The following is a 13080-nucleotide window of genomic DNA, read 5'->3' as shown; positions in this document are numbered from 1 at the left end:
TAGCGAACCTGATGTTACTCTTTACAGGCTGCTGTAACAATAGCACTCTTTTGTAATGAATGATTCTTCCCTCCTTCTAAAAGAGACTCAGTTCCTTTCTCGTCTCCCAATGTTCTGAAAAAGCGTACAGTCAGAAACATGGCAGCAATCATCCCAATGATGTCAGCGGCAGGTGCGGCAAACAGGATTCCGTTGATGCCGCTGCCCGGCTGGTTCCGTTCAAATAAAGAGGGCATCAGGATTACAAGCGGCACAAAGCACACAATATCACGGGTAAGAGAAGCAATGACCGCCATAACCGGTCTGCCTACAGCCTGAAAGAAAATGGAAGACATCTTAATCACGCAGGTAAAGATGACAAGTGACAGGAATACCCGGAATGTACGCTGTGCATATTCAAGATAAAGTGCATCATTTCCAGAGCCAAAGATGTTGATCACAACCTGCGGGCAAAACTCAAAGATCAGGGTAGCAATGACTCCGACAACAAGCGTTACAGTCAGGATTGTACGGTATGTTTCCCTGACGCGTACGTATTTTTTCGCACCGAAATTATAACCGAGAATTGGCTGCCCTCCAAGGACAATACCTACAACGATATTAATGACAATGGTAAATACTTTTGTTTCAATACTGATCACTGATATGGGAATATCCTGCCCATAAATCGACAGGGCACCGTATCTTGCCAGCATGATATTGCAGACCAGAGAAATCATGACAATGGACATCTGTGTAATAAAAGACGAGGCACCTAATTTCAGAGCGTTACTGAATATTTTAAAATGCGGTACAAAGCTCTCTTTAGTCAGGCGGAAACTCTTTGTTTTGAAAAAATATAGCACGCAGACAAGGAAAGAAAACGTCTGCCCTATGACTGTCGCCCAGGCAGCGCCTGCAATCCCCCGGTTTAAGACAAAGATAAATATTGGGTCGAGAATGATGTTCAATATTGCCCCAAGCGTCATAGATACCATTGAAACTGCCGGGCTTCCATCCGCGCGGATGACAGCGTTCATCATGTTCATCAGCATGAAGGCCGGAAAGAAACTGAGTACGATGGTGAAATATTCCACCGCCATCGAGATGGTCTGGTCAGAAGCACCGAACAGCCGAAGCAGCGGCTCCTTAAAAATGGCACAGAGTACCAGCGTGACAGTAACACCGCTGCCAATACAGCGATGTGCATTCTTCGTATCTTTTTTCCCCTGACAGAGACTGAGATAGGCTGCACTGCCATCACCGATACACCATGCAAAGGCCTGTGCGATAATGAGAATGGGAAAGACAATTCCTGTTGCCGCATTGCCGAGATATCCTAGGTCACTATTACCGATAAAAATCTGGTCGACAATATTGTAGAGCGCACTGATAAGCAGCGATAGAATGCAGGGAATCGAAAATTTCACCAGTAGCTTTGATATTTTCTCCTCACCTAGTGTACGATTTTGATTTGATAGTTCCATGATTATAATCCTCCTGTTATACATATTGCGGAGTCTTTATCAGAGAAAAGCTGCCTAAAAACTGCGAAGGACAAAAAAATAGTGCGTAGAAATCGTTTGGAATTTCTACGCACTAAGCTGTCCAGCCCAGTTAGAATAACATAATTTTTCGAGAAAAGTCAAGCAGGTTTTTTGGGAGGGATATTAAGATTTATCCTTATTTTCTACTATAGCCGCAATTCCATCGGTGTAAATCTCAGGCCGTTTACTACCCGCTCTTTATCAAGATCCCGAAAGCCAAGTTTGTGATATACTGGGATCGCATACGGCGACGAGTTTACTGTCATTCTATCAGAATGGCACTCTTTTCGTAATGTTTGAAACAACTGTCTGCCGATTCCCTGTCTGTGATATTTTCCATCCACAAAAAATAATGCGATATGTGTCCCTTCGCTACGCGATGCTATAACACCAATCAATTTTTCACGGTCAAAAGCGCCAAATAAACGAAGTTGAGTTATAAAATTTATATCGTGTATGCACTTATAAAATTCATCTATTCCCTCTTTTGTGTAATCTGGTGATTCGTATTCATTGAAAACCTTCCAAACCAGTGACAGCGCTTCCTCCTCCATTTCTTTCTCCAGTTCCCTGACAGTTATATTCTGCATCATACACCTCTAATCCTCCAATGCTGCAAGATCCGACTGCTCATAGCGATTATGCCCCTGCAGCTGTTTTTTATATTTCCAGCACCTAATAGCATCCTCCAATGATTTTCCCTGGTTATCTGCAAAAAAGTCACGTATATAAGTGTTATACTCAAATTGCCTGTCAATTTTTGTATTCCCTTTTTTCTTATCTTCTATAATTTGATAATAAGCCACAATCGCATCCCTGTAAGTTTTGCCTGCATTGCCTTTCAACCATTTTTGAAAAGCAACATTAAAAGAAAAACTATTCCCAATTTGTTCTTTAAAAAATGCCCTGTGTTTTTCTGAACAGACAAAGTCAGGTTCAATCTTTGTATCCTCCCGAATATCGGATATCACCACAGCCTTTTTCTTGGCGGCTGCCGCAGATAATATCTTTCCAGTATCAAGGAAATATGCAATCCTGTCTGTTATCTCTATCTTGCCCCCGGAAGTGGGCAAACCATTTTTCCTGCAAAAATCCACCAGCTCTTCTTTCAAATAGTAGAAATCACGAAATGTTTTACTATTTAAATTTCTGTCCAAAACAGGTCTTTCCGTCATATTTATCCTCTTTCCTCTATAGTATATTTTTATCCAAGTAACTTTGCAAACCCTCTGCAAATTGTCCTATATGTAGACCATCTACAAAAGAATGGTGCGCCTGAACAGAGACAGGCATCATGATTCTTCCATCTTTTTCATAATACTTTCCCCAGTCAAAAAGAGGTGTCGCATTGTCTTTTTTTCCTGAATTCGTATGTGAAATGTGTGTATATGTGACCCACGGCATAGGAGAACACTGAAATACATCGTTTCCCAACGGCCCCGTAAAATATTCTTTCTGTTCCTCCGCTGTCCTCAGTGCCAACCCGCAATATTCTTCCAAATCATCTATAAATGGAACATTCACTACTTTGAACAGTTCTGTCTCCTTATTCAGATACGTGAACGCTGTATCAATCCTGTCAAACAGTACAATCTGGCCATCTACAAACCTATAACGGAATGCCTCAATCTCATTTGCACATTTACAGACAGCATAAACCATCGCCATTGTAAAAGAAAGCCCCCGTTCTTTCACCACGCGTTTAAAGTTTGTAATATCCACCTCAAATGTCACACAAAATGCTGGTTCAATACTGTTCCTGAAAACCATACAGTGCATTGCCCTGTCCCATGTTTTTTCATCAATCACTCTGTACTGATTAGACATATCTTTTCCCTCCAAAATTAAATTAATCAGTTCTGCTCACTGGAATATAGTAAATCATCATTTATACTTCATTGCTTTTTGTTCGGTAAATATAGTTTCCCGGCATCACCTTCTAAATAGCTTCTTCCAAAAAGCATCATAATCTTCCCGCACGAAGTTCTCCTCAGACGATAATATTTCATATCTTACACCACGCATTGAGAAAAACTCGTTCGTTTCATAAATTCCATTCTTTTTATAAAACTTTATGCGCCTGTTCCTCGCTTCAGCATTATCCGCATTTTCATCAGGTGCTTCCACTTCAAGTAAAATAGTTTTATCCGGATATCTATCCCTTAACCATTTTATAATTTCCGAGCCATGTCCCTGCCCCCGCACTGCGTTATTAACAGCAAGATATAGAATATACAGGACCTTTTCCTGCTCAATAACATAAGCGAATCCACATAGCTTATCGCCATCGTAAAATGCTTTTGCGTTAATGGTCTTACGATGTACCATGATTCTCAGAATCCATAAAGGGATCTGTTCCTTACGGGGAAAAGAGCTTTTGTACAGTTTTTTAATAGCCGTATAATCCGGCATTCTCTTATGAATATTTTTTGCTGCTAAGTTCATTTTTATCACCATAACATTTTTTGAATAGTCCGTATGAATTTTCTGAGAAGAAAACAGGATTTATATTCTGGTCATTATGACCTCCGATTTGAAATACTGTTCTTGAAACTTTACCTGCTCCCAGACCTCCGCTTCCGTAAAATGACAGTTATCTGGTGCGACAACCCATTTTTCCTCAATATCATCATATCTATGTATGATTGCAATTACTTTTCCGGTAAACTCTTTGACAGCATGATTGACACCCAATATATAGGCATCCTGTTCTTCTCCATCCTGTGCCATAACTCCCTCTATAAAACCATAGTTAACTGGATAATAGATATCTTTATGTACAGGATGGAAGGTCCCTAATGGTCTGTCAACTGTTACTTTTACAATATCACCAATCATAGTCAGTCCCTCTGTAGCCCCGCCTAATGCTCGCCGCTCGCGGGAATAAATACATATTCAACTAATCTTCACGATGTTCTTCCCCCCAGATGCATAACTGGTCAAGCACCTGCATTAGAGATTTCCCCTTTTCTGACAGGCTGTACTCTACCTTTGGAGGGATTTGTGGGTATACATTCCGCAGTACAAGGCCGTCAGACTCTAATTCCCTAAGATTCTGGCTTAATGTTTTATCAGATATTTTCTTCAAATATCGCTGAAGTTCATTGAAACGGACAGTTTCAAATTCCATCAGACAATATAGGATAATCATTTTGTATTTACCAGATATCAGCGATAAGGTATAGCTAAATCCGGTTTTTTCGAAATTCGCATTCTCTATATATTTTGATATCATAAACATTACCACTTTCTTTTAGGTAAGTACCTTACTTTAATGTGGGTACTTGTTTTTACTTCTATCTATATTATAATGGACTCAGCAGATATGTAAAGTATTGATTCAATTATTTTTAAATGGAGGTAGTCTATGAAAAAAGATTTAGGAGTAAAGCCGTATTTATTTCCGATGCCTGTTCTGATGATTTCAACTTACGGTGATAATGATGTAGTTGATGTTATGAATATGGCCTGGGGTAGTATTTGTGCACAAAATATGGTGTCCCTGAATATCAGTAAAGGGCACAAGACATCTGAAAATATCCAGAAGCGTAATGCTTTCACCCTCAGTATTGCCGATATTCCTCACATTGAGGCCGCCGATTTCTTCGGTATCGCAACTGGCAATAAAATGTCCGATAAATTTGAGCGTACCGGACTGACTGCCACTAAAAGCCAGAAAGTAGATGCCCCTATCGTGAATGAATTCCCGCTCACGCTGGAGTGTAAGGTTGTCGAAGCAAGAGACGAGGTATACGGCTTTCATGTAATAGGTGAGATTGTAGGTGTCCTTGCAGATGAATCTGTACTGGACGAGAGCGGAAAGGTTGACCCGTCAAAACTAAATGCATTCGTTTTTGATCAGTTCCAGAATGGTTATTACGCCATTGGGGAAAAAGTAGGGCAGGCCTGGAGTACCGGAGTACCACTTATGAAAAAATAAAAACCGGACACAAGGGACACTTCACATAATGAGGTGTCCCTTTGCATTTTGCAAAGATGGCTATATGTCAATAAACAACTGAATTTTATAGATTTTTAGGTTCTTTTAAATATTCTATATATTCATTTCCCCATATCTCTAAAGCTGATAATACATTTTTGAATTTTGCACCTATTTCACTTAAAGAATATTCTACTTTTGGAGGAATTTGCTGATATTCCGTCCGAATAATCAGCCCCTCTTCTACAGCTTCCTTGAGTGATATGTATACAGTTGATGATAACTTAATGACAGTATTTGCATTTGAACATGGTACTGCCACCATTTATTCCTTTAAAGATGAACCAAAAGTAATCGAATTTTAATATCTGTTTTATAGAGTGGATACTTTTTCTTGTATATGTTACATACTTATTCAGCAGGCATTAGCATCGGAATCGCATTCTTCCCTGCCATATCTATTTGTTAGCATGCAATTTAAAGCGGCTCACCTTGTTTTTCAGAAGCTGAGACTGCCCGTAGAGTTCTTCAGACGCAGCGGCTGACTCCTCTGCTGTGGCAGAGTTTGTCTGCACTACGTCAGATATCTGGTCGATGCCTGCGGATACCATTTCCGTCGCGGCAGCCTGTTTTTTAGATGCCTCCGCAATTTGGTTTATTTTAGCTATCATTTCATCAGTGCCATTAACAACATTCATTAACGATGCTGCCGTCTTTTCCACTATTTTCGTTCCAAGACCAACAGCTGAGAGAGACTGCTGGATCAGCACCTCTGTACTCTTTGATGCTTCCGATGACTTACCGGCCAGATTACGCACTTCCTGGGCCACAACTGAAAAGCCCCTGCCTGATTCCCCTGCCCGGGCCGCCTCCACGGCAGCGTTGAGTGCCAATATATTCGTCTGGAATGCAATATCATTGATCATTTTAATGATACTTCTAATCTGTGTAGCGCATCCATTGATCTCCTCCATTGCATCCTTCATTTCCTGCATCTGCTGATTACACTCAAGAAGATCTGCAGCCATCTCACCTGCAGCTTCTTTTACCGATTGTGAGTTTTCCGCATTTTCACTCACCTGCTGTGATATTTCTGACATGGTTACTGCCAGTTCTTCTGCCGAGCCGGCCTGGGAGATTACACCTTCAGAAAGCACCTGTGCACCACTGGAAACCTGATCGGATCCGCTGGCTACCATGTCAGAGAACATATTAATCTCTGTCATAGTCTCATTCAAAGAATTGATCACAATAAAAAGAGCCTCCTGTACAGGCAGAAAATCCCCCTGGAATGTTTCGTAACTGGGTATCTCCAGATTCCCCTCCGCCAGCTGCTGCATAGCCTTGGAAATCTCATCCATATAATAGAAAATCTTATATGACATTTCACGCATACTGTTGGAAAGGCTTCCCAGTTCATCCTTTGAGATATATTTAATATCGACTTTCAAGTGTCCCAGTGCCATCTGCCTGGACGCTGCTTCCAACTCCTTGATCGGTCTGGTAACACTGCGGGTTATATAAATACCAAATAGAATGCTCACAAGTACACTGGCAACCCCCAACGCCAACAACATAACAATGAATTTCGTCTGTTCAGCACGCAGGTTGACAATCAGAGCATCTGCTTTCTTATCTGCAATGTCAATGAGCTCATCCAATTCTGCCTGTGCCTTATGGATGGTGATAACATTGTTGGCTTCCATATAGGTGGCAGCCTCCTCCTTTTGATTCTCCAGGGCAAGTTCCAGGACATGCTGGCGCTGTGGTGCAAGTTCATCCAGCGCAGCCTGAAGCCGTTCGACAATTGCCGGATCTCCCAAAAAATCCTTCTGTATAATCGGAATCTGCTCTTGGATTTTACTCGCGCACACCTTGGTGTTATCCAGGGCCTGCTTTGCAATCTCCTGGTCGGTACTGGATATGGCACGAAATACAGATTTCTGCATTGCCTCAAAGTTGGAATTCACGGTATTAGCTGCGTTCAACACTTTAAATGGCCCCTTATAAAAGTTCTCTACTTTTGACCTTATCCTTACCAGGTTTCCAATACTCACTGCAATACAAATGACCAATAATGTCAAAACAAATGCGTAAGAGATAATAAGTTTCCTACTGACTTTCAAATTCTTCACAGATTTTTTCCTCCTGTTAGTAATCCGGTACCCTTATGCATGTGTTCCGTCCTTATTAATTCAAAGAACGCATCCGAACTCATGGGTTTGGCAAAGTAATAACCCTGTCCATAGTCACAATGATACTGATGCAGCAGATCCAGCTGCTCTGCCGTCTCAATTCCTTCTGCCAAAGAACGTGTCATCGGAAGCTCCTTACATATCTGCATCGTATTCTTCATAATAATACGGCTTTTGACGTCACTGCTTAATTTATCCACCAGGGATTTATCAAATTTGATCTCACTGAATTCAAGTGTAGTCAGGATCGACAGATTGGAATATTTGGCACCAAAATCATCCAGGGAAACAGAGAATCCTTCTGCAGCTATCTGTTTCATTAGCTTGAGTAACTGCTGTGGCTCCAGCTTACTGATATTTTCGGTCACCTCTATGGTGATATTCTGCGCAGGGACACCGTATTCCCGGCAGATTTGCCTGATCTGTGTCACAATATCAGAGGCCATCAGCGTAACACGTGAAAAGTTTGAGGAGATATGGGTTTCAATCCCCTGGCTTTTCCATCTCTGCAGATCGGCACAAACCATCCGGAATACTAACAGATCCAAATGGCGGATGACGCGCTCCCTCTCATAGTTGGGAATGAAATGGTCCGGCAGGATCAGCTTTCCCTGCTTATCCCTTTTCCGTACCAAAGCCTCTGCACCAATGATCCGCCCGGTTTTCAGGCAGATCTGCGGCTGGTAATAGACCTCAAAGCGGTGGTCAGATATATCCCTTAAAAGCTCCGTGGCGATACCAGTGCGTGCCGTTTTCTTTCCTTGCAGAATTGCGTGATAATACCGCTGCTTTTCTGCATACATCAGATCATCAGCCTTCAGGATCTCTTCATCGGGGGATACATTTCCTTCCCTCCAGGTATGGCCAATGGAAACATCATATTTTTTGTTCCTGCCAAAATCCCGGATCAGACTTTCTGTAAGCAGATGAAAATCCTGTTCACTGATATCAACACAGAGCACCGTAAACTCATCTCCGCCTACCCGGTATGCATCACATCCTACGTGAGACTTCAGGGTATCTGCCACCTTTTTGATCACTCTGTCCCCATACTCATGACCGTTATTGTCATTTATCTTTTTCATCCCATTGATGTCGATATAGATAACGCCTAATGACTGCAGGGTTTGTTCAGAAAGCCTGTCCAGCATTTTAATGTAGCTGTTCCGGTTTTGCAGGCCGGTGAGTAAATCCGTATAGCTGGACCGCTCCAGATTCTGAATCAGCCTGCGCCGCTCCATTTCCTCCAACACAAAGCTGGATACACTGCGCAGAAGCGTTAAATCCTCTGTGCTTTCCGTAGGATTGTCTACGCCAAGGAAGCCGATAATCTGACCATTTTTTCTGAGCGGAGCAACGGCAAGACTTTCAATCCCCTGGTCCTTTAAGATGCGGTACTCTGGTGAATCCACGGTCAGATCCTTGTCCAGTGACGTGATAAAAAACTCTCCGTCAAGCTCAAATTTATCGTTCCACTCGCTAACATATTCAATGGGAATTTCCTGCAGCACATCCATTTGATAAAGAATATCGGGAGCGCACCATTCAAAGGTATTTTTGATATGATCCTTTTCGTATTCAAAAATATATGCCCGGTCCGCTATATAAAAATGGCCGATAATCTCCAGAAAATGGTTCACCGCCGTGTTCACATCCGGTTCACTGGAAAGCGTTTGAATACATTCAACCAAGGTTTCTTCCATTGTAAGCCGGTTGGAAACACGGTCAAACTTTTCTTTCTCGTCCGTGATATCACGCGCAATCTCAAGCCGGCAGTTCTTGCCTTCAAATGTAACTAAAATATCTGTAATATCAAACCACATCTGAATCTTTTCGTTATAATGCTCCCAATGATAGGGCTGTCCTGGTATCAATTTACTGTTTGTACAGAATGGACAGACCGTATCCAGACCCTGAATCAACTCGTAACATTTTTTTCCGTATATCTCCTGCACATCCTCAAATCCATATAGGGTCGCTGCTGCTTGAGTCATATATATTATTTCATTGGTAGCCGTATCCGTAGCATACGCTACCAAATTTTGCTGGTTGATGATAGCTTGTTCAAAGAAAGATTCTCTCACAGTATACCTCCCTAATCATCAGATCTGTAATTAATCTCTGCCTTCTTTGGCATATAACAGAATGGAAACCTCGTTTAATCATTCCGCAGAAATCAAATACTTTTCGATCTCCAGGGCCAGAGTATCAAAGCTCAATGGCTTTGCCATATGGCCATTCATCCCTGCAGCCTTTGTGTTTCGGATATCCTCAACAAAAGCATCCGCTGTCATTGCAATAATCGGTACTGTCCCGGCATCCGGACGGCTCAGTGCCCGGATCGCACGGGCAGCCTCATAACCGTTCATCACCGGCATCTGAATATCCATCAATATCAGAGAATAGTAACCGGGAGCGCTGGCCTGAAAAAGCCTGACTGCTTCCTCTCCATTTACAGCAACCTCCAGCCGGGCGCCAAAGCTTCCCAGCAGTTCTAAAGCAATTTCACGGTTCAGCTCGTTGTCTTCTACAAGCAGAAATGTATTATCCCGGAAATCGTATACCACATTTTCATGACTTGATGCTTCTTCACCCTTCAGGTACTTCAGCATACAATTCCTGAATGTAGACTGGAAAAAGGGCTTTTCTATATATCCGTCAATCCCCGTGGTCATCTCATTTTTGATCTCGCTCCAATCATAAGCGGACACGACCAGAAGCGGCATCTCACCCACAGATTCTCTTCGAATCTGCTCTGACACATCCAGCCCATCCATCCGGAGCATTCTCCAATCCATAATGATCATCTGATATTCTTCGCCTGCCTGATGCCTGTCACGGATATGGGATAATGCCTCATTAACACTTTCCGCACAGTCTGCCCCAACTCCGAGATCACTCAGAGCCTGCTGTGCATCCATAAGGACAACCGGGTCTGCATCCACCAGCAGGAGCATCCCGTTTATACCGGTAAAATCAACAGTCGAATGCCCGATGGGCTGCATAGGCAGTGTCACATAAAAAGTGGTGCCCTGTCCGGGCAGACTGTTCAATTGAATGTCACCGCCCAGCAGCTCAGTGAGCCGTTTCACAATGGCAAGTCCAAGGCCGCTGCCCTCGATCCGGTCTGTACGGCTGTCACGTTCCCTTGCAAATGTCTCAAAAATATGTTCCTGAAATTCTGCATTTATGCCGGGGCCGGTGTCTGCGATAGTAAAGGAAAGTGTCGAATTTTCTGGAATCTGTTCCACTTCAAATACGATCTGCCCATACTCCGGCGTGAATTTCGAGGCATTAGACAAAAGGTTCAGCAATATCTGACGCAGACGCAGCTCGTCACTATAATAATGTTCCTGCCGGATATTCCGCAGATGAACCTTGAAATCCTGATATTTTGTACGCACATTTGGCAGAGTGATCATAATGATCTCCCTGATCAGATCCGGCAGCGAAAAAGAGGCCGCATGAATGGAAACCTTGCCGCTTTCAATCTGTGACATATCCAGTACGTCATTGATCAGGTCCAGAAGATGATGGCTGGAGAGCCGGATCTTATGCAGACAATCTTTTACGCGTTCTGGTTCCTGCAGGTGGGCATCCGCGATCTCCGTCATCCCGGCGATCGCATTCATAGGTGTGCGGATATCATGGCTCATGCGGGAAAGGAAATCCGACTTCGCCGCATTTGCCAGTTTCGCAGACTCCAGTGCTGTGTTGAGCATCTCCGTGCGCTCCTCCAGCTGGTGCTGGAGCTTTCTTAGTTCCGTGATATCCGTAATGTCAATAAAGACCACCAGATAAACCGGGTCGTCGGCAATGGGATCAATACAGGTGCCGTGGAGCTGAAGCCAGCAGTCCCTGCCAAATTTGTCTTTGACACGGATGGATTCATCCAGCTCCAGCGCCTCTCTGTTCCGTAAATCCGGAAGCAGGGAATCAATAGTCTGACGGCTCTCCGGATGTAACACTTCCATAAAATCAACAGCAGACAGGTTGTCCAGATCCACATCAAAAAAATCCTTTATGCGGCTGCTGGCATCGATCATCATGAACCGGTCCGGTAAGATCCGGTATTTTACAATGAAACCGGGTACGTGTTCATAAGCAACGCTTTTATCCTGCTGTGCCTGCAGCAGTTCAGTGACGTCGATCATGGTGGTATAAGCCAGCTTTTTCCCATCCTGAAATTCATTTGTAAAGAAATCCACCATCTTTACCCATTTTGAAGATCCTCCCGGCAGCTTTAACGGCAGATATGCTTCAAAACTATCCTCTCCCGCCGCAGACATGCTGTCAACCTTGCTGCAGATGATGTCCCAGGTCTCCTGATTATCCATGAAATATTCGTCACAATGGTCATGGAATCTGGCCTCATATTCGGATTTGGTGTACCCGATGAGCTGATAATAAAATTCATTGGCCCAGACCAGGGAGAAATGTTCATCCACCTTGTGCTTGCTGACGCTGACCTTCATTGCCTGCATCATCATTTCCAGTTCATTCTTCGTCTGTACAAGCTCTGTCACATCTGTCATAACGGTATAGGATGTACGGTAGCCGTTCACATACTGATCTGTAAAAAAACTGACCAGTTTTACCCAGTAACTGGTGCCATCCTCATATTTCATTGGAACAATCAGCTCGTATTTGTCCTCCCCCTTCTCTAAAACAGATGCGACTTTTTTGGCAAGCATGTCCCAGCCCTCAGGGTTATTGCTGTAATATTCATCCGCATGGTTGTGGAACAGGGATTCATATTTTGACTTGGGATAACCGATCAGTTTATAATAAAATTCATTCGCCCAGATGCAGGTAAAGTGCTCGTCCAGCAAATGGGAGCTGACACTGACATTGAGTGCACTCATAAGCATTTCCTGTTCGCGCGTCATCGTCTCATAGTTTTTCTGTGCGCGTAGCTGCTCTTTCTGCACCTGCATCATTTCCGTCACATCCACCATTGTGGTGTAGGCAACCCGATACCCCTCTATATATTCCTCTGTAAAGACAGCCTGCAGCCTGATCCAAAATGAGGAGCCGTCCGGATGGACCATTGGCAGATAAACCGAGTACCCTTTTTTCCCGTCCGACAGGCTGGCCTCTATTTTATCTGTGAGTATTTTCCACCCTTCCGGATTATTTTCAAAATACCGGTCACATTGATTTTGGAACCGTTCCTCATACTCTGCCCTGCTATAACCGATCAGCTCATAATAATAATCGTTGGCCCAAATACATGTGAGATGCTCGTCAACAAGATGCTTACTGACACTGGCACCTAAAACTCCCATCAGCATACTGTATTCATTATTAAGCTGCTCATAACTTAGATTAATCTCCACCTGGCTCTCCTCCATCGTATTCTTTATTTTAATAACTGGATCCATACTGTTTGAAAACAGCTGAGCGGAAGTAAGCCGCT

At 43.2% G+C, this 13080-nt stretch carries 12 protein-coding genes; 1 reads left to right on the top strand and 11 read right to left on the bottom strand.

The window, feature by feature from the left end:
- Window positions 1–14 precede the first annotated feature (14 nt).
- From A8806_RS14175 to A8806_RS14145, 7 genes are all read right to left on the bottom strand, one after another.
- Entirely contained in the window at window positions 15–1466 is a 1452-nt protein-coding gene (locus A8806_RS14175; protein WP_181368728.1) for an MATE family efflux transporter, read from the bottom strand.
- Window positions 1467–1672: 206 nt separating this feature from the next.
- Window positions 1673–2119 (bottom strand): GNAT family N-acetyltransferase, encoded by a 447-nt coding sequence (locus tag A8806_RS14170; protein ID WP_242996090.1) that lies wholly within the window; start codon window positions 2117–2119, stop codon window positions 1673–1675.
- Between the two features lie 6 nt (window positions 2120–2125).
- Window positions 2126–2701, bottom strand: a complete 576-nt coding sequence (locus tag A8806_RS14165) for a DUF6434 domain-containing protein (RefSeq protein ID WP_109731856.1) — start codon at window positions 2699–2701, stop codon at window positions 2126–2128.
- A 16-nt stretch (window positions 2702–2717) separates the two neighbouring features.
- Complete coding sequence (locus tag A8806_RS14160; protein WP_109731855.1) at window positions 2718–3353, bottom strand: CatA-like O-acetyltransferase; 636 nt, start codon at window positions 3351–3353, stop codon at window positions 2718–2720.
- A gap of 105 nt (window positions 3354–3458) precedes the next feature.
- Window positions 3459–3938 carry a GNAT family N-acetyltransferase gene (locus tag A8806_RS14155; RefSeq protein ID WP_278321115.1) on the bottom strand — a complete coding sequence of 160 codons (480 nt, stop codon included), beginning with the start codon at window positions 3936–3938 and terminating at the stop codon, window positions 3459–3461.
- 93 nt (window positions 3939–4031) lie between these two features.
- Window positions 4032–4364 carry an inorganic diphosphatase gene (locus A8806_RS14150; RefSeq protein ID WP_109731853.1) on the bottom strand — a complete coding sequence of 111 codons (333 nt, stop codon included), beginning with the start codon at window positions 4362–4364 and terminating at the stop codon, window positions 4032–4034.
- A 61-nt stretch (window positions 4365–4425) separates the two neighbouring features.
- A complete protein-coding gene (locus A8806_RS14145; protein WP_109731934.1) occupies window positions 4426–4761 on the bottom strand; it encodes a winged helix-turn-helix transcriptional regulator in 336 nt (111 codons plus the stop codon).
- A gap of 132 nt (window positions 4762–4893) precedes the next feature.
- Here A8806_RS14145 and A8806_RS14140 point away from each other — a divergent pair, with 132 nt between their 5' ends.
- On the top strand, window positions 4894–5466 hold the full coding sequence (locus tag A8806_RS14140; RefSeq protein WP_109731852.1) for a flavin reductase family protein: 573 nt from the start codon (window positions 4894–4896) through the stop codon (window positions 5464–5466).
- An 85-nt stretch (window positions 5467–5551) separates the two neighbouring features.
- On the opposite strand, the gene A8806_RS14135 is transcribed toward A8806_RS14140, so the two are convergent.
- From A8806_RS14135 to A8806_RS14115, 4 genes are all read right to left on the bottom strand, one after another.
- Window positions 5552–5791 carry a winged helix-turn-helix transcriptional regulator gene (locus tag A8806_RS14135; protein WP_207657865.1) on the bottom strand — a complete coding sequence of 80 codons (240 nt, stop codon included), beginning with the start codon at window positions 5789–5791 and terminating at the stop codon, window positions 5552–5554.
- A 133-nt stretch (window positions 5792–5924) separates the two neighbouring features.
- Window positions 5925–7601, bottom strand: a complete 1677-nt coding sequence (locus A8806_RS14125; protein WP_109731851.1) for a methyl-accepting chemotaxis protein — start codon at window positions 7599–7601, stop codon at window positions 5925–5927.
- Entirely contained in the window at window positions 7598–9745 is a 2148-nt protein-coding gene (locus A8806_RS14120) for a sensor domain-containing phosphodiesterase (protein ID WP_109731850.1), read from the bottom strand. The genes A8806_RS14125 and A8806_RS14120 overlap by 4 nt, the downstream gene beginning before the upstream one ends.
- Window positions 9746–9823: 78 nt before the next feature.
- The gene (locus A8806_RS14115) at window positions 9824–13000 is read right to left on the bottom strand and encodes a hybrid sensor histidine kinase/response regulator (RefSeq protein WP_109731933.1); all 3177 of its coding nucleotides are present in this window, start codon (window positions 12998–13000) and stop codon (window positions 9824–9826) included.
- Window positions 13001–13080: the final 80 nt, after the last annotated feature.

Source organism: Faecalicatena orotica, from assembly GCF_003149245.1.
Taxonomy (GTDB): Bacteria; Bacillota; Clostridia; order Lachnospirales; family Lachnospiraceae; genus Faecalicatena_A; species Faecalicatena_A orotica.
Note: the sequence above shows the minus strand (reverse complement) of the source record. Positions and strands in the feature narration are given on the sequence as shown.